The sequence below is a fragment of the Streptomyces uncialis genome, assembly GCF_036250755.1.
Lineage (GTDB): Bacteria > Actinomycetota > Actinomycetes > Streptomycetales > Streptomycetaceae > Streptomyces > Streptomyces uncialis.
On record NZ_CP109583.1, the window covers coordinates 1,917,246 to 1,935,191 of the forward strand.

Annotated in this window: 14 protein-coding genes and 1 pseudogene; 12 read left to right on the plus strand and 3 right to left on the minus strand. The window is 69.9% G+C overall.

Annotated elements, in window-relative coordinates; all coding sequences use genetic code 11:
* Positions 1-467 precede the first annotated feature (467 nt).
* Positions 468-1,388 carry a TauD/TfdA family dioxygenase gene (locus tag OG711_RS07635; RefSeq protein ID WP_329558819.1) on the plus strand — a complete coding sequence of 307 codons (921 nt, stop codon included), beginning with the start codon at positions 468-470 and terminating at the stop codon, positions 1,386-1,388.
* Between the two features lie 92 nt (positions 1,389-1,480).
* On the opposite strand, the gene OG711_RS07640 is transcribed toward OG711_RS07635, so the two are convergent.
* Positions 1,481-2,254: a glycosyltransferase family 2 protein gene (locus OG711_RS07640; RefSeq protein WP_329558820.1), complete on the minus strand. Its 774-nt coding sequence runs from the start codon at positions 2,252-2,254 to the stop codon at positions 1,481-1,483.
* A 66-nt stretch (positions 2,255-2,320) separates the two neighbouring features.
* On the opposite strand from OG711_RS07640, the gene OG711_RS07645 reads away from it, so the two are divergent.
* The 3 genes from OG711_RS07645 (at position 2,321) to OG711_RS07655 (ending at position 6,114) form a co-directional block, all read left to right on the plus strand.
* Positions 2,321-3,568 (plus strand): nucleotide sugar dehydrogenase, encoded by a 1,248-nt coding sequence (locus OG711_RS07645; RefSeq protein ID WP_329558821.1) that lies wholly within the window; start codon positions 2,321-2,323, stop codon positions 3,566-3,568.
* A 199-nt stretch (positions 3,569-3,767) separates the two neighbouring features.
* Entirely contained in the window at positions 3,768-5,108 is a 1,341-nt protein-coding gene (locus OG711_RS07650) for a hypothetical protein (RefSeq protein ID WP_329558822.1), read from the plus strand.
* On the plus strand, positions 5,005-6,114 hold the full coding sequence (locus OG711_RS07655; RefSeq protein ID WP_329558823.1) for a glycosyltransferase family 4 protein: 1,110 nt from the start codon (positions 5,005-5,007) through the stop codon (positions 6,112-6,114). Before OG711_RS07650 ends, OG711_RS07655 begins: the two co-directional genes overlap by 104 nt.
* A 558-nt stretch (positions 6,115-6,672) precedes the next feature.
* Here OG711_RS07655 and OG711_RS07660 read toward each other — a convergent pair.
* Positions 6,673-7,992 carry an MmyB family transcriptional regulator gene (locus tag OG711_RS07660; protein WP_329558824.1) on the minus strand — a complete coding sequence of 440 codons (1,320 nt, stop codon included), beginning with the start codon at positions 7,990-7,992 and terminating at the stop codon, positions 6,673-6,675.
* A gap of 438 nt (positions 7,993-8,430) precedes the next feature.
* Positions 8,431-9,714, minus strand: coding sequence for a helix-turn-helix transcriptional regulator (locus OG711_RS07665; protein WP_329558825.1), 1,284 nt, complete (start codon positions 9,712-9,714; stop codon positions 8,431-8,433).
* 1,169 nt (positions 9,715-10,883) lie between these two features.
* Between OG711_RS07665 and OG711_RS07670 the strand changes: the two genes are divergently transcribed.
* From OG711_RS07670 to OG711_RS07705, 8 genes and pseudogenes are all read left to right on the plus strand, one after another.
* Positions 10,884-11,957 carry a hypothetical protein gene (locus OG711_RS07670; protein WP_329558826.1) on the plus strand — a complete coding sequence of 358 codons (1,074 nt, stop codon included), beginning with the start codon at positions 10,884-10,886 and terminating at the stop codon, positions 11,955-11,957.
* Complete coding sequence (locus OG711_RS07675) at positions 11,954-12,718, plus strand: ATP-binding protein (protein ID WP_329558827.1); 765 nt, start codon at positions 11,954-11,956, stop codon at positions 12,716-12,718. Before OG711_RS07670 ends, OG711_RS07675 begins: the two co-directional genes overlap by 4 nt.
* Positions 12,719-12,837: 119 nt before the next feature.
* On the plus strand, positions 12,838-13,530 hold the full coding sequence (locus OG711_RS07680; protein ID WP_329558828.1) for a WhiB family transcriptional regulator: 693 nt from the start codon (positions 12,838-12,840) through the stop codon (positions 13,528-13,530).
* Between the two features lie 94 nt (positions 13,531-13,624).
* Positions 13,625-14,047 (plus strand): annotated as a pseudogene (locus tag OG711_RS39060) (DUF2637 domain-containing protein); the annotation flags it as partial.
* 923 nt (positions 14,048-14,970) lie between these two features.
* On the plus strand, positions 14,971-15,162 hold the full coding sequence (locus OG711_RS07690; RefSeq protein WP_266506735.1) for a hypothetical protein: 192 nt from the start codon (positions 14,971-14,973) through the stop codon (positions 15,160-15,162).
* 99 nt (positions 15,163-15,261) lie between these two features.
* Positions 15,262-15,498 (plus strand): hypothetical protein, encoded by a 237-nt coding sequence (locus OG711_RS07695; protein ID WP_329558830.1) that lies wholly within the window; start codon positions 15,262-15,264, stop codon positions 15,496-15,498.
* A gap of 251 nt (positions 15,499-15,749) precedes the next feature.
* Positions 15,750-16,157, plus strand: coding sequence for a plasmid mobilization protein (locus tag OG711_RS07700; protein WP_329558831.1), 408 nt, complete (start codon positions 15,750-15,752; stop codon positions 16,155-16,157).
* Entirely contained in the window at positions 16,154-17,881 is a 1,728-nt protein-coding gene (locus OG711_RS07705; RefSeq protein WP_329558832.1) for a relaxase/mobilization nuclease domain-containing protein, read from the plus strand. The genes OG711_RS07700 and OG711_RS07705 overlap by 4 nt, the downstream gene beginning before the upstream one ends.
* Positions 17,882-17,946 lie beyond the last annotated feature (65 nt).

Sequence of the window (17,946 nt, forward strand, 5' to 3'; positions counted from 1 at the left end):
TCCCCCGTGTCGTTTTCCCCGCGCGCCGGTCGGCCCCGAGAGTACGGTCACGTACCCGCGCAGGACGCCGACGCAAGTCGGTCAGTCAGGAGAGTCTGGGCCCATTCATGGCGGAACAGTTGTCCCTCGGACTGGCCGGTCCGCCCGGGATGGCCGGGCGACGACATCCGCCGGCACCGTCGTGCCCGGCGGATGACGCCCCCACCCTGGTGTGCTCTTCGCCTCCAACGCGGGTGGTCCTCGCCTCCCCCGGCTGAGACCTCGACCCCGGATCGTTCCGGCTGCAAGTCCGTGCGCGCACGCCACGGGCCCGCTGCCGGTCACCGCTCCCGAGCGGTTCCGTGGCGTCCGGGGCACGGCACAACGAGACCTGCCCGCTACCGAGCCCCTGCCCTTCAGCGCCCGAGCCACGGCGGAGCACCCGAACGCCAGACCGGACATCACCCGAAGAGAGAAGGAAGCTGCGCGTGTTCATCGAGATCCCGAGCGAACTCGAAGCCGCTCTGACCGACCATCCCCTCCCGCCCTGGACTCTCGACGGTTCATTCCTGGCGGAATCCACCATGGAGGAGTACCAGGCCAGGCTGGCGGCCTCCCCGAAGTTCGAGGAGACCGCCTCGGCGCTGCGCCACGCCCTGACCGGGGATGCCGGCGGATACGCCGTTCTGCGCCTGGGGAACCTCGCCAGGGCCCTGGGGACCGGTGACAGGTTCCGGCGTCTGGCGACGGCCTTCGCGGCCGAGGTGGCGGTCCCCTTCTCGCCCTTCCCCCGGTGGCCCCTGTGGAAGGACATCGGGGTCAAGGCCGACAAGGACCCCGGCCGCTCCAGCGGCATCGGGTACAACGCCTTCCACATGGACCTGGTGAACGCGACCCGGCCCCCGGACTGCACCACGCTCCTGTGCGTCCGCCCCGACCCGCTGGGCGGCGGTGCCAGCATCCTCTCCGACGCCCACGCGGCGGTCGCGCGGCTCCCCGAGCGCAGCCGGGCCCTCCTGACGGAGACGGCTTACCACTACGGGACCTTCTTCGACCTCCACGGCGTCGGTGAGGAGTACAGGCCGTTCCCGGTCCTGGACAGCTCCGGCCCGGGTGAGGGGTTCGTCCGGTTCACCGCCAAGATGCTGGAGCGGTCCCCGCTCGGCCGGTCACACGCCGACGCCGCCCGGGAACTCGCCGAGGAGCTCGTCCGTGGTCAGGTCTCCTTCACGCTCCAGTCAGGGGACTATCTCATCGTGGACCAGCGCCGCTTCCTGCACGGCCGGGAGGCGCTCCACAGCGGTCAGGAGACCGTCCCCGTCGACGGCAGGCGGCTGCTCCTCCAGCTGTTCCTGCGTGCCGGCACCGGCGCCGACGCGGGCCGCGTAGTCGACCGACGGCACCGGTGACCTGCTACCGGGTCCTGCCCCCGAGCACAGTCCCCGAGCACGCGGCACGGCCACGGGGCGGGGCCCGGTCGGGCTCCCCGGGCTCGTGCGCGTCAGATGCGCGAGTTGCGCAGCGACTGCCATACCGCGCCGGCCAGTGCCCGCGTCGACCGCGCGACCGACAGATGCTCGTGTTCGCGGTACAGCTCCCAGTTGTACTTGACCAAGGACATCTTGTTGGAGGACAGCGATCCCGCCTGGTGGGCCCTGTACACCGCCAGCGGCTCGGCCAGGCCCCGGGCGTCGGCTCCGTCCCGCATGATCGACAGCCAGAGGGCGTAGTCCTGGCGCTTGCGCATCTCCGGCATCAGCCTCGTGCCCAGGACATTGCGGTCGTACATGGCCGTCAAGGCACCGATGTGGTCCCGGCGCAGCATCGCGCGGTAGTCCACGTGCTCCCGTGCACGGACCACCCGCCCGTTCGGAACCCAGTCGGTGCTTTCGCCTTCATGGTCGGCGTCCATCTTGAAGTACGAGGTGAACGTCAATGGCGCATCGCCCTCCGCAGCGAAGGCGAGCTGCTTCTCCAGCTTCGCGGGGAGCCACATGTCGTCGGAGTCGAGAAAGGCGACGTAGTCCCCGCGGGCCCTGTTGATCGAGCGGTTGCGGGCCCGGCCCGCTCCGCCCCGTTCGGGTGCCTGCTGCGGCAGGACGCGCTCGTCGTGCCCGGCGAACTCGCGGAGCAGGTCCATGGAGCCGTCGGAGGACTGGTCGTCGGTGACCAGCAGCTCCAGGTCGCTGTGGGTCTGTGTGAGCACCGACCGGACCGCTGCGCTCAATGTCGCTGCCGAGTTGTACACGGGCATCACGACAGACACCAAGGGCACAGCGGTTCTCCTTGCCAGATCAGGAACGACGGTCCATTCAAGCACCGCAATCGAGCAGGAGCTGCCATGCAGGTAGTCGTCGCTGGTCAGGGCTACGTAGGGCTTCCTCTGGCCGTACGCGCCGCGGAGGTGGGTCACCGGGTCGTCGGCTACGACGTGGACACACACCGCGTCCAGCAGCTCGCCGCCGGCCAGTCCTACGTGAGGGACGTGGACTCCTCGCGGCTGCGGGCCGTGCTGGACTCCGGGGCCTACACCGCGACCGGCGACGCTGCCGCGCTGGCCGGCTTCGGCATCGCGGTGATCACCGTGCCGACACCGCTGCGGGACGGCGTGCCCGACCTGTCCTGCATCGAGTCCTGCGCCCGGACCCTGGGCGGGCACCTTCGCCCAGGCGCGACGGTGGTCCTGGAGTCCACGACCTATCCCGGGACCACGGAGGAGCTGCTGCTGCCCATCCTGGAAGAGGTGTCGGGCCTTGAGGGCGGGGTGGACTTCCTGGCCGGATTCAGCCCCGAGCGGATCGGGAACAAGCGCTGGTCGTTCGATACGCCGAAGTTGGTATCGGGAATCGACGCCGCATCACTCAGCGCGGTCAAGGCTTTCTACGACGGCATCTTTCAGACCACGGTGCCGGTGTCCGGGACGAAGGTCGCCGAGCTGGCCAAGCTGGTCGAGAACACCTTCCGGTTCGTCAACATCTCCCTGGTCAACGAGATGGCAATGCTAGCTGCTTCCCTCGGCGTGAACATCTGGGAGGCGATCGACGCCGCCGCGACCAAACCCTTCGGATTCACGCGGTTCACCCCGGGGCCGGGAGTCGGCGGACACTGCCTGCCCATTGATCCGATGTTTCTCTCGTGGAAGGCCCAGCAGGAGCTTGGTGTCCCGTTCCGGTTCGCAGAACTCGCCGCCGACGTGAACCGGAACATGCCCGACTACGTCGTCCGGCGCGTCGTGGAAGCACTCGGCAAGCGCGGCATATCCGTCAGCGGATCTCGCATTCTGCTGCTCGGCCTGACCTACAAGTACAACGCCACCGACCTTCGCAATTCCCCTTCGTCACGTGTCGCCGAACTGCTCATCGGTCTCGGCGCAGAGGTCCGCGGCGCCGAACCCAACATCCCGGACGGCGACAACACCGAGTTGAACGTGCCCCGGGTCGATGCGACACCGGACGAGGTAGCCGCCGCTGACGCAGTGGTCCTCCTCATGGATCACCCACGATTCGACCTCCCGATGATCGAGAAGTGTGCGACCTATGTTCTCGACTGCCGCAACCGGCTTTCCGGGCCGAGCGTCGAGACGCTTTAGGTTCTCCAAAACCCCCGGCCCCGCCGCCAATCCTCCAGCCCCGGGAGTTGTCGTGCGCGACGAATGGGAGCACGCCCACACGGACTACACCATGCCCGCGCGGCGCCGAATCCCCGCTTCGCTGGCCGAAAGTGAGAATGACTGGCGCCACTACCTGGAATCGTCAACCCCCAACGGCTGGCTCATACGGAACAATGCCATGACCGAAGCGCTCCTCAGCGGAAAGCCGATGCACCTGCTGCACACCACCAAGGACATCGACGCCATCCGTTCCAGCGGGGAGCTGCACGTCTCCACCGGATGCCTGGTCGGGGCCCTGTACTGCTCCCCTCTCACCCGTCACCGCGGGGGGCTGCGCCCTCACAACCTCGGCGCCTACCTCATGCGGACGAAGCCCTCCACCACACCCCTGATCCTCGAGGTCACCCCCGACGCCCCGATCCCACCACAGGGCATCGACTACCTGCACCTCGGTACCATCCACCTGCGCACCTACCAGCGCTACCAGAGCTTCCTGACCCCGGCCGAGAACGACCACCTCGACCACGCCGTGCTGACCGGGCTGCGAGCCGCGGCCGTGTTCCTCGACATCACACTGCGCAACGCCACCGGCCGTGCCACCCCGGCACCCGAGTTCATCGACCAGTTGTCCGACGCCGTGGTCCACGTGCCGTTCCTCGGCTACCTGTACTTCGAGGTTCTGTCCGAGTACCTGATGCTCCACTCCGTCACCCCGGAGACCAAGGCCTGTGCTCAGGAGGGCGAGCTGAACAACTGGCTGTACAAGCGACTCGCGTTCGCCGCCGTGGACGGCATGGACCGGCTGTTCGACCTGGCCCGTTTCCACCCGCGTCATCACCTGCTCGTCCAGCTCATCGGCGGCATCGAACCGGCTCTCGCCCCGGGTGTCGCCGAGTACGTCCGGCGACGACTGTCCCACCTGTTCGCCCGGACCGCGCTGCACCCGTCCCAGGACGCGGCATCGGTCACCTTCCAGGGCACCGATCCCGGCACGCTACGGAAATCGGCGCCCGGACTGATCGGCCAGATGATCTTCCGCGAGATCCGGTACATGCCCCGCTACCTGCAGCTGTACCACTGCTTCGAGAAGGCCAAGGCTCTTGAGGCGTGGGAATACTGGAACAGCGAAGGAATACCCGCCCCCTTCAACGGGATTCTCCCCAAGGGAGAGATAGGAATACATCCCGTCTACCCCCGAGCGCAGGTCAGACTGTGGACGGCAGAACAGGACAGCAAGGGCTGTCTGCATCCGGCCGAAGAAGTCATGGCCGTCCTCACGCCGCATCTGGCGTCATGGTGGGCACCGCCTCGTCAGCGCGGGAGACAGACCGCTGCCAACGACCCGCGAGCCGAGGCCTCCCCGAGAGCCCGGTCTCTCCTTCCCGCCCAACGAGCACCCATCGACGGGATACCGCATGCCCACCCGGCCCCTGAACATCCTGACCGGCATCAACCGCACCTCCACGCCATCGTCCGGGAGCCTGATCCTCGTCCACGATCTCTACCGCGCGATGCCTGACACCCGCACGACCTTCCTGGGCAGGGCACCGGTCGATCACGCCTGGAAGACTGCGTTCGACCAGCTGATCACCCTCTCCACGCCGAAACGCCCCCACGGCCCCGCATTCGGCCCGTACGTCGACGAGCTGACGCGGGAGGTAGGTGCGCTCATCAAGGAGTCCCGGCCGGACGCCATCCACGCCCAGTACCTCGGGTTCGCCCTCAGCCTGGCCCTCACCCGAACTGCCGGCAGCATCCCCGTCATCGCCATCGCCCACGGACCCGACGTGATGGCGGCCGAGCGCGACACATCGGAACGCGGGGTCCTGAACGAAGTCGCCGCCGCCAGCGCCGCGATCGTCGCCCCGACCCCCGCACTCGCCGACCGCATCGACCGTGTCACCGGACGACGGTTCAGCGATCGGCTCACCGTCATCCCCTGGGGCATCCGCCCGGGCGATGCCCGGCTCCGCACTCAACCGCTCACCGGAACCGGACCCCTGTCCCTGGTCCACGCCGGCCGCCTGGACGACAACAAATCCACGATCACCGCAGTCGAAGCCCTCTCATTGACCGACCAGCCGCACCACTTGACCGTGATCGGCGAAGGAACCCTCCAAGAGCACCTGCAACAGCGGGCAGTCGAACTCGGGCTCCGGGACCGGGTCCGCTTCGTCCCGTTCCTGCCCCGCGCCGAACTCTGGCGCCTCCTGCCGGACTTCGACGCCTTCGTCTTCACCACCACAGGTCTTGAGGCCTTCGGGCTCGTCCTCATCGAAGCCCAGGCCCACGGGCTTCCGGTCGTCTACTCCAACCTGCCCGGTGTAAAGGAAACCCTCGGAGGCGCCGGAGTTCCCTACACTCCCGGCGTCCCACGCTCACTGACCGTGGCCCTGGACGGGATGGGCCGGGCCCCCCACCGGCGCAAGGCCCTGAGCAAGGCGGCTCTCGACAACGCGCGCCGATACGACATCGCCGCCACCGGCCGCCGGCTCCGCGAACTGACCATCCGCGTCACCTCCTGAGCCCGATGCTCGTCCAGTTGGCCACCGACCGCTCCCTGCCTCGGCATCCTCCTGGGATCGCTGCACTCCGCGGCCATCACCATCCGCACCTGGCAGAAGAAGCCAGGCAATGCCGCGGCGTACCACAACGCCCTTCATCGCGTCGCCGGGATCGCCATCGCCGGAGGTGCTTCGCAAGGAGCGGGCGTGCCTTCGCGGACGCGAGGCAGGGAGCGGGGTGAAAGGTCATGCCGGTACGATTCCGAAGGTGTCGCTGCGGGCCACGCGCCGAAGGGATTGAGGGAGACCTGGAGGAGGTCGCCGCCTCGGATCCGGAGGCAGAAGCTGTTGCGGCTGACCGGGGCGAATTTGATGACCGCCCCAGCGGTGGTATCCGAGGAGATCGAACTCTTCGCTGTCCGCAGCCTGGCACCCGTACCGGATGATTCGACTCCGTCGTATCGCAGTCCAGTAACGCCATCACGTCGTCCCGCCAGTTGCCGCCGGGACCGCGGACTTCCGGCTCGGCGTGGTGCCCGGCGGACCGATCCAAAGGTCCTGACAATACTTCCCGCAGACTCAGTGGTCGGTCTTCGGTACGGGTACACGGAGGTCGCGTTCGATGCTGTCCAGCACTTCGATTCGAGCCTTCAGCTGCTCCTTGAGCGCTCTTGACTGGCGTGTGGCCGCATCAGGTTCGGGTGGGAGGCTGGCGCGGGCCAGGGCCGTGAACTCGTTGCGGAGGGCTGGGTCGACCGCGGCTTCCGGGAGGCGGACCATGACCGGGTACGCGGCGATCTCGCTGACGTCCCACCGGCCGTCAGAGGCTTGCGTCGCCCAGAGCACGGTGCCGCTGCGGGGCACGAGGGTCAGGCTGCACCCCGGTCCGATCAGCCGGGCGAGCCCCGGCAGAGGTACACCGTCGGCACCGGCAAGGTCTGCGGCAGCGTGTGCCGTCGCGACGCTGACGCGGGCAGTGGCCTCCTGGACGAGACGGCGGCGCTCGACGAGATCGAGCTGCGGGGTCACTGCCGTCACGGCGCGGAGGCGTTCTGTCCCGGCCCCTGTCCAGTTCACCATGAGGACCCGGTGGCCCGGGGCGGCGGACGGGCTGAGGACGTGGGCGACGGCGGTGATGGGCTCCCAGCCCAGGGCTGGCAGGCTGAGCCGTAGTGAGGCTCCGTCGGCGCTCTTCCGTACGCGGGTGGACGCATTCCAGATTGATTGGACGTCCGGGTCGGCGCAGACCTCGTCGATGAGGGCAGGGATCCGGGGGTCGTCGGAGCCCCGGTGTATGAGGGCGTAGCGCAGTTGCTGCACGCCGATCTCCGATGCCTGGCGGTGCCAGTCGTGTACCTGCGTGCGGGCGTCACGGTCGAGCAGGAGCCATCGCATCAGGTTGGCGCCGGGTTCCAGCAGGCCGGGCCACAGCGCGGCGGCGGCGCGGGAGTACGAGACGACGGTGTACGAGCTGTCGTACACGACGGCCGGGGCGGACTGCGAGGCGACCAGCAGGTCCAGAAGTGCCTTCGTCCGGGCGCCGTCGTCGTCCGGGAGTGCGGAGGCTGTCGCGGGGCGGCCGGCCAGGGCCGCGAGTGTTCTCCGCTCGGCAGGATCGAGGCGGAGTGCGTCGGCGAGCTCCCGCAGGCGCCTGCCGACCTGGACCGGGGCGGCTCCCGTCTCGAGGTCGCGCACCCACCTCTCGGAGCGGCCCACCGCGGCGGCTAGCGCCGCCTGCGTTATCGGCTGACCGTGATCACCGGCGGTGGTCCGCCACGCTTTGACAAGATCACCGAGCTGTAGCGCCCTGCCGGTGATCCGGGGCGCGGCGGTGGGCGGTGCCGGCCCGTCACTCTCACCATTGCTGCCGGGCCGGCGAGCCGCAGGGGGAGCACTCACTGCACCAATTCCTTGATCTTGCGTGAACGGGAAATCCAGATGGATCCTACGCGATTCGGTGCACGACCCAAGAATTTACACCCAGCGTGACAGGCGGCACATTCTCCTCCGCACCTCTGGAGGACCGGCAGGAAATCTGCCGCTCCGCTCAACCGGCAAATCATCTGCCGGTCGAATCCATCCGACCGCACCTTTCGTTCACTGCCCCCATATCTCCGCTCAGTGAACGCCGAAGAGCCTCATAGGGCTCGCTCAGGCAGTGTGAAGGGTTCCTCCGGTGCGGTTCCCACATCCGACCGCCGCAGAGTCCACCTGTCATTTCTCTGCAACCGCTCCCTGCATCGTCCTGACACGTCCGCGTCGGGGCCGACGGCTGCCAGGTCGACTTTCTGCCTTCCTGACCGCCTGTCGGACAGGGTGCTTCGTGAAGGCGCGGTGCTAGATCTCGTCCACCGGGTGCCAGGCTCGCGGGAGGGTCCGGTCCGTCTCCCAGAGGTCCCGGTGGATTTCTTCGAGCAGGTCGACGCGTGCCTTCAGCTGGGACACGAGGGCCTGGATGCGGTCGACGGCGTCGGCGGGTTCGAGCGGGAGTACGGCGCGGGACAGCGCTTTGACCTCCGGGTGCGCCTCCGGCAGGGCGGAAGCCTGCGGCAGGCGGACAGCCACCGTGTAGGCGTCGACCTCTGCGACGCCCCAGCGGCCGTCGTCCTCCAGGGTGGCCCAGATGACGGTCTGGGTGCGGGGGGAGAGCGTCAGGCGGCAGTCCGGTCCGACCATGCGGCTGAGGACGGGAAGGGCGCGACCGCCGTCGCCGGCCAGTGCTACGGCCTCTTCCTCGGTGGAGACGACCAGCCGGTCGGTCAGTTTGCGGGTCAGCAGGCGCCGTCGAGCGGTAGCCCCGGAACCCGCGCTCCCCTTCCCCTTGGGCGTCGGGTTCTCGGCCGTCGCGGCGGCTTCTAGGAGGTCGCGCTCGTCGTCGTCCTGGACCCAGGTCATCACCACGAGGCGGCAGTCGGGCAGGCTGGCCGGGTAGAGGATGTGGCTGACGACTTCGACGGGCTCCCAGTCGAAGGCCGGCAGGCTCAGGCGGTAGGCGTGACCGTCCCTGTTCTCCAGGACGTCACTGCAGGTTTCCCAGATGTGGCGGACCTCGGGGTCCTTGCAGACGTCGCCGATGAGCTGGACCAGCTCGGCGCTGTCGCCGCGGCCCGCGAGGGCGAACCGGAGCAGACGCACGTAGGCGACCGCGTGCCGGCCCCAGTCGTGGAACTGCCGGCGTGCCTCAGCGCTGGTGAGGGTCCACCGCATCAGGTTGGCGCCGGGCTCCATCACCCAGGGCCACCACTCTGCCATGGCCTGGTTGTACCCCAGGATGTTCCAGTTGCTGTCGCACAGGTAGGTCGGGCTCGGCATCTGCTTGTCGATCAGCAGGCCCAGCGCGCTGCGGAGCCGGTCGTCGAGTTCCCGGGAACGGATGTCGAGCGATCCGCCGTTGTTGTGCAGGAGCAGGGCGTGGCGTTCGTCGCGGCCGAGCTGGAGCGTGTCGGCGAGGGCCTCGCACTGCTTCCGGTCGAGCCACTTGGCCGTGGCGCCGTTCTCCAGGTTGCGGTACCAGCGCTCGGAGCGGCCTATCGCTTCCGCCGCTTCCTGCTGCGTGAGGGGCCGGCCCAGACGTGCGCTCGCGGTGGTGCGCCAGGCACGCAGGAGTCCGCCCAGGCCCATGACCTGTCCCGGGCGGGGTGTTCCAGGAGACGTCTTCTCGTGCTTGCAACTGTCATCGTGGGGGGCGCTTTTCGCCATGGGGAGCCCTTCGTTCCATTGTGCTGTGGGACGGGCCGGAATTCGCCGTCGCAGGGGTGCCGCGCATGACGGAAGGGATCAGTTGTCCCGACCTCTTGACCTCCGGCGGTGACCAACACAATACGCAATATGCAATCGCCCTTGACCAGAACGAACAGCAAGTAGTGGCCCAGGTCACAGCAGAAGGGGAGTCGTATTCGAGAATCTCAGCAACACGTCGGACAACATGGCATTCTCGACGCGAAATGGACATGCGGACCGGCAAATTATTTGCCGGTCCGCTAACCGGCAAATAATTGCCGGTCACGAGTTTTACCGGCATGTCGGTGGCCGAATCAAGTGCCCCGATCGCGCAGCCGCAATTCCTGCCGCACTTCCATTCCCCTTGCGGGGAGCGGAAGTTAGGCGCCCCCGAACCCTCTCCGGGTGGTCGCGGCGGGCAGCCCGCAGGGCTCGGCGAGGGGGGTAGCAGCCCGTTGACGGGGCGTCTACGCAGGGCTTAGATCCTTGTGACCAGCCGGTACACCGATCGGCACAGAGGAAGACGGGGGATCTGGAGTGCGGAGCGTCATCGAGCCGCGCGGCACTCGGTGCTCACCCTCGGACCCGCCTCCAGGGACCCTTTCCACACCCTCGTCGCATTGTGGAATTTCAGAGGTGTACAGCGGACGAGAGCTATCCATGGACTTCTGCCCGAGGTGTGTGGTGTGTTGCTGGCTGGCTGGCTGGCTGGCTGGCTGGCTGGCTGCCGAGGGTCAACCCCGGCAGCCGAGAACCGGACCCCGGGGAGAGACCATGAAGTACCTGACGGCCATAGCGGTGAGCCCGCCTGCCTGAAAACGGCGGCGGCGCCTGAGAGTTGGAGCTCTCAGACGCCGGCCGTTCTCTACATCTCCGGCCCCGGCAAGGGCCTTGAGACCTACCACCAATTCACCGCTCCGGCCCTCACAACAGGACACACCGGCGCGGCATCACTTCAGTGGAGAGTGTTGCATGTCCACCCCCAGGCGCGGAAGGCCGGACGTCCCGGCCTGTGCGATGCCCGAATACTCCGGTCACCGGTCGGCACCCCAGGACGGGGGTGCCGCCTGATGTCCCGCATCCGTACCGTCAAGCCGGAGATGTTCGAGTCCGAGGACATCGCCTCCGTCTCCGTGACCGCGGTCCTCACCTTCATCGGCCTGCTAACCCTCTCCGACGATTCGGGCCGCTGCCGCGACCACCCGGCGATCATCGCCGGACGGCTGTGGGCGCTGCGCCAGGACCACAGCCCCGCGCACGTCGCGCAGGACCTGGAGGAACTGGCGGAGGCCGGGCTGATCTGCCGGTACACCGGCTGCGACGGCCGCACCTACCTCCACATCGTGAAGTGGGAGCAGCACCAGAAGATCAACCGGGCCACCGACTCGCGCCTGCCGCGCTGCCCGGGACACCAGGGCGCGCGCAAGTGCGGGAAGTGCCAGGAGCCCCGCTGCGCCAGCATCACGCACGCGCACTCCACCCAGGCGGGTCCCAGCCCCGGCCGGTTCGGGGTCTCCGTGAACACTCCCGGAGGACTCGAACAGCCGGATGCGGTCGGCTCCGCGACGGCCCGGGTCACAGCGGAATCCGAGCGCACGCTGGAACCGGCAGCCTCGGCCCTGCACGAGAGCCCTGCGGAGAAGCTAGCGCCGTCCAGCAGGAAAACTGCTGTTCAGAGCGCCGAGAACTCGGATCTGGGCGCGACTCACGCACATCTCACGGAGGACTCACGGCCTGGATCTAGGATCTTGGATCCTGGATCTTCCCGTAGGGGGCGCGAGGCGCCCGCACCCGACGCCGCCTCGGAGAGGGGCTCGGCGAACGAGCTGGTGGCCGAGTACGTGAGGGGCTGCCACCAGCGCCCGCCGGGGAACTTCATCGGCCAGCTGGGGCGGAACCTCAAGGCCCTGCTGGACGAGGGCTTCGCACCGGAGCACATCCGGCTGGCGATGGACCGGCTGCGGGCGAAGGCGCTCCACCCGAGCGTGCTGCCGAGCCTGGTGAACGAGGTCGTCAACCCGCCCGCCCTTGTCGGCGCCGGGGCACCGAGCGCATCCGGCGGGGGCCCCTGGGCCGCCACCGGCCATCAGCCCTACCTGAACCCGAACACGCCGGAGCCGACGACCTTCGGGAGGAGCCTGTGACCCGCACCCTGAGCCGGTCGGCCGACCCGCAGCCCGCGATCGGGGAGCGGCTCCGTGCCCGCCTCGACGCCCGGCTCGCCGCTCGCGGCATAGACGCCGGCACCCCGCTGCCGCCAAGCGCCCCCGAACCGAACCCGGCGCTGGAAGCCGCGCAGAAGCGGATCCCGTACGACTACCGGACCGCCTCCGCCGCCCACCCGGACGTCACCGCCTGGGTGCGGACCATCGCCGGGTCGGCGACCGCCCCGTACGCGGACTCCCTCCAGCCGCACTACGGCACGGCCGGGCGGCGGGTGGTCGCCCGCGGACCGTCGCTGCTGCTCTGGGGCCCGACCGGAACCGGCAAGACGCACGAGGCCTTCGGGGCGATCCGCTCGCTGACCGACGCCGGGTGCGCGGTGCCCTGGCAGGCCACCACCGCCGCCGACCTCTACGGCGAGATGCGCTCCCGCGGCGTCGCGGACCCCGAGGTCCTGCTCCGCCGCATCATGCGGGTCCCGGTCCTTCTCCTGGACGACCTCGGCGCGGCAAAGAACTCGGAGTGGACCGAGGAGGTCACGTTCCGGCTGCTGAACTGGCGGGCGCAGAATCGTTTCCCCACGCTGATCACCAGCAACCTGCCCCCGGTCCGCACCCAGGGCATCCCGCCTGGGCAGCCGGTGCTGCGCGACCGGGTCGGCGACCGGGTACTGTCCCGCCTGTCCGGCATGTGCACCGCCGTGGAACTCACCGGCCCGGACCGCCGCTTCCAGGCCCACTGACCCGCCCTTCCCGGCATCTGACCTCCGGCGCGACGGCCCACGCCCGCGCCCCTTGCCCGCCCCGCCTCCCGAACACGCGCATCCCGCCCTCGCGGTGACACGTGTCCGCCGACGGCCCCATGAGGCGTACTCCGGAGACCCCCTTGCGCTACATCACCACCATCGACGCCACCCGCCCCGCGCTTCGCGGGATCGCCGACCACAGCTGGCACGCCCGCGCCCTCTGCCGCGGCCTGGCCCCCCAGCGGGCGGACGAGCTGTTCTTCCCACGGCCGCGCAATCACAAGGCCATCGCCCAGGCCAAGTCGATCTGCGGCGGCTGCCCCGTCAAGCGCGACTGCTTCAACCACGCCCTCGACAACTGCATCAAAGAGGGCGTCTGGGGCGGCCTGACCGAAGCCGAACGCCGGGCCTGGCAAGCGAAGATCAGCAAAAGGCTCGACTACGCGCGGGTACGGGCCGCGTTCTTCGGCCGGGACGTCCACCTGTCCGCCGCGGAGCGGGAGGCCGTCACCCGTCACGCCCACGTCCGCGGCTGGACCCCCGAGCGCCTCGCCTACACCCTCCAGCTCGACCTCGACTACGCCCGCGACCTCATGCGCGAGGCCGCCCACGCCGTCGAGGACCGCGACCGGTACTGGGACCTCTACGGCACCACCGAGGACCAGGGCGAGGACGAGGCGGACGCCACGGTCGTCACACCCGACGACGAGCAGCCCTGCGACGAGGAGAGCACCCCGCCAGTGTCCTCGCCGGTCCCCGGACACATCCACACCCAGGCACTGATCGCCGCGCTCGGAAAGGCCGCATGACTTCCCGCACCACCGCGCACGCTGTCATCCCCGTCCCGCGTACTCCTGCTCCCGGCCCGCTCGGCCTCTCCGTCACGGCGACGGGAGGCCGGTGATGAACAGTCAGGCCGCCGAACGGTGGGCCCTCGCCGCGGCGGGCGCCGTGATCATCGCCCTCACCGCCGGGGCGTTCTGGCTCTCCTACGCGCATCTGGCGGAGATCGCCGGACAGCACGGCCTCGGGCACTCCCCAGCCCGGCAGTGGGCCTGGCCCGCGTCCCTGGACGCCGCGATCATCGCGGGCGAGCTCCTGATGCTGCGAGCCGGGCTCCGCAAGGAGGTCGACTGGTGGGCCATCGCCCTGACCGCCGGCGGGTCGGTCGGATCGATCGCGCTCAACATCGCCGGGGTCAACAGCACCGACCGCGCCGGCTCCATACCCGTCCTGGACTATGTGGTCGCCGCCGTCCCGCCGACCGCTGCCCTGGTCGCCTTCGGCGTCCTGATGCGGCAGATCCACCAGCTCGTCACCGAACCCACCGACCACAGCACGACAACCGCAGCCGACACCACCCCGGAAACGATGCCCGCCACGGTGGCGGAACCCCGCTACATCTCGACCCGGCAGACCGGGACCACCGAGAGGCCGGACCACGGCACCGGACCGCAAACACGGTCCGAGGGTGCGGACCAGGCTGGCAGCAGCGCCGCGGACCACGCGCGGACCACCGCCGCGGACCAACCGCCTGTCGGCGCGGACCACGGACCGGCGCCCGGCCCACCGCGAACCAGCACAGTGGACCAACCCGCCGCGGACCAGGACCAAGCCGCCGCGGACCAGTCGGCCACCGGGCCGGACCACGCACAGACCACCAGCGCGGACCAGACCGACACGGCGGACCAACCGCACACGGATCACAGCCCCAGCACTCCGCGGACCAGCATCACCGCAGGTCACACGCCAGACCAGGCTGCGGAGCAACAGCGGACCACCCAGCCCACCACACCTGGAACAGCCGTCGACTACGCGGCGGACCACCCGGTGAACACCTCCTCCCACCAGCACACCACCGCGGACCACCGCCCGGACCGGACCGCCGAAAAGCCGGCGGACCACCCGCTCCCAGGCCCGAACCATGCCATCGCGGTCCGGTCCGTCACCGGACCGGACCACCCGCGGACCACCACCGCGGACCAGACCGCCGACGTCCGTGACCAGCAGCGGACCACCGCCGCGGACCAGGGCGGGGACGAGCCGGTACCGATGGAGCGGCTCGTCGAAATCGCCCGCGAAGCCGCACTCGCCGAGGGGCGGATGACCCGCCGCGTCATCCGCCCCTATCTCCGAAGCCTGGACATCCAGATCAGCAACGAACGCTTCAGCGCCCTCCAGACCCTCCTCCAGCAGGACTCAGCACTCGCCCACCTGCCCCAGCCCCAGCGAAAGGCCCGACCGACCCGATGAAGACCTGCCACCGCTTCACCCGCATCCGCACCGGCTACGAGCAGGACATCCAGTACCTGCGCAGCCACTCCGAGCGCCACGAGGGCAAACCGTCGGCGAAGGCCAGCGCGAAGCACGCCGCCGGCGCGAAGCGGGCCATGGCCCGCGCCCTGAACCGGCACTACGAGCGCTGCCCCGAATGCGGCTGAACCCCGCACAGCAGGCCCCAAGCCTGCGGCTAACCCCCTCCTCGTGTCCGTGGTGGTGCCCCGCGCCGCACCGGGACACCACCATCCGAAAGGCCCCACATGCACCGCAACATCCCGCCCGCCTGGGCGGACCCAGCAGCCGAAGCCCACGTCTGGGCGGACATCCTGCTCCGCCGCCGACTCCTACACGCCGCCGTTCTCGGCCCGACCGGGCAATGGCTCGTCCAACGCACCCCCACCGCACCCGTACGTCTGCTCGACGGACCCGCCGAGATGATCCGTTTGGCCGCCCACATCCAGTACCGGCTCCGCACCGAGGAGACCCGCGCCCGATGACACACCCGAACACGGCCGCCCCCACCAACGAGGGCTCGCGGGGCCCCAACTCGACCCGAGGACGAGCAAGTTATCCCATAAGTAGCACTCCCATCGGGAGTGCTACTTATGGGTTCCCTGCTCCGGGGGTGGCGGGGTCGGACCCGCGCCGGGGGGCGCGGGTCCGGGCGGATGAGGCCGGGGGCGGCCCTCATCCGGAGGAGGAGACGCCCGAGCCGTGTCACGCATCCAACTGCACGCACACAGAGAGCGTGCCGTCCCCGCCGCGCCGTAATCGTGCGCGCAAGAAGCCCGCCGACAAGCGCGTGAACATGATCGCCAGCCGCTTCAGCGACGACGAGAAGAAGCGTCTGCTCGCCGCCGCCGAAGCGTGTTCCATGACTCCGTCCGGCTTCCTCGCCCGTGCCGCTCTCGCAGCCGCCCGTGATCTGTCGCGCAGCGCCGCCGAGGTCGCCGAAGAACGCGAGATGCTCACCGAGTTGTTCGCGCTGCGCCGCCACCTCGGCCACATCGGCAACAACCTGAACCAGGTCGCCAGGACCCTCAACTCCGGAGCCGACGCCCCTCAGACAGAAGCGGTGCTCCAGGCCGTCCGCCGGGCGGCCCGGCGGGTCGAGGAGTTCACCCAGCAGCGCGTACGGCAAGCGGGCCCGGCGTGATCCCCCGGGTCCACAAACGCGGAACGCGCACAATCGGCCTCCTCTACTACCTGTACGGCCCCGGCACGCACGAGGAGCACATCGACCCGCACCTGGTCGCGGCCTGGGACAGTCTCGCCCCCGACCCCGGCCGCGACCCCGAAGCGTCGTACGCCGATCTCCAGCAACTCCTCGACCAGCCCGTCGAAGCGGCCGTAGGCCGGCGTGGGAAGCCGCACGTCTGGCACCTGTCGGTGCGGGCCGCGCCCGAGGACCCGGTCCTGACGGACGAGCAGTGGGGCGAGATCGCCCGCCGGATGGTCGCGGCCACCGGCATCGCCCCCGAAGGCGACACCGCCGGTTGCCGCTGGGCAGCCGTCCGGCACGCCGACGACCACATCCACATCATCGCCACCCTGACCCGCGAGGACGGGCGCACCCCCCGGCTCAACAACGACGCCGCCCGCGCCCAGGCCGAAGCCCGTCTCCTCGAAGCCGAATACGGCCTTCGCCGTCTCGCCGCCGGTGACGGAACCGCCGCTCAGCGGCCGACCAGTGCCGAACGGCACAAGGCCACCAGGGAGAAAAGGGAGCGCACGCCGCGGGAGGAGCTGCGGGAGACGGTCCGCCGGGCGGTGGCCGGCACCCAGGACGAGACGGAGTTCTTCGACCGGCTGGCCGCCGCCGGGCTCCTCGTCCGGTGCCGGGTCGCACCGTCGGGGGACCTGCTCGGGTACACCGTCGCCCTGCCTGACGACCGCAACGGCCAGGGCGAACCGGTCTTCTACTCAGGTTCCAAGCTCGCCCCCGACCTCAGCCTCCCCCGACTTCGCGAACGCTGGACCGCTCCGGTCGGGCAGGCGGTGGAGAGCGCGGAGGAGCAGCCGCCCGTGGAGCTCGAGCCGGTGACCGCCGGTCCGGCGGGGGCACGGCGGCGGGCGGCGTCGGCAGTGTGGCAGGCAGTGCTGGTCGTGGACCAGGGCGACGACGGCCTGGTGGCCGGGCAGGTCGCCGGCGCCGGGGAAGTCCTCGACGCGCTGGCGAAGACCTCGGCCGCTCACACCCGTCGACAGCTCGCGGACGCCGCTTTCGCGTTCGAGCGGGCGACCCGGTCTCACGTCCGGGCCGCCGCCGGGCACGACCGGGCGCTGCGGCGGGCCGCCCGGGAGCTCGCCCACGGCGGACCGGCGCTGGGGCGGGGCGAGGACGGCGCGACCACGGCGATGCTGATCGACATGGTGTTCTTCCTGGTGACCGCCGCCGCGCACTGGCACGCACGCAAGGGGCACGAGCAGCAGGCCGCCGCCGCCCGGCAGACGGCCGAACACCTGCGCGCCGCCTACCAGCAGTCCGCCGCGTACCCGCTGGGCGTCATCCATGAACGAGGCCGCCAACTCGCCCTGGCGGTTCAGCGGCAGCAGGCCGCAGTCGTACGGACCGCGGTGCCGGAGCTCGCCGAGCAGGTCCTGGGCGCGGCAGCCTGGCCCGCGCTGGCCGCGACCCTCGCCGACGCCCAGGTCGCCGGCCACGACCCCGCCTGCCTCCTCGCCGACGCCGCCGGACGCCGGGAGCTGGACACCGCCGGCTCAATCGCCGAAGTGCTGGTGTGGCGGCTGCGCCGCATGGCCGACCTCCCCGCCGACACCAGCGCCCAACCCCCCGTCGCCGTGCGGGCGACGGCCACACGGCAACCGAAGTCCCGGCCCTACGCCAACCGTTCTCACCAGCGGCGAAACACTCAGTGATTAATGAATTTCAGAGTTGAAGCCGGACAGATGTATGGGGCACGCTCTGTGTGGCCCGAGGGACA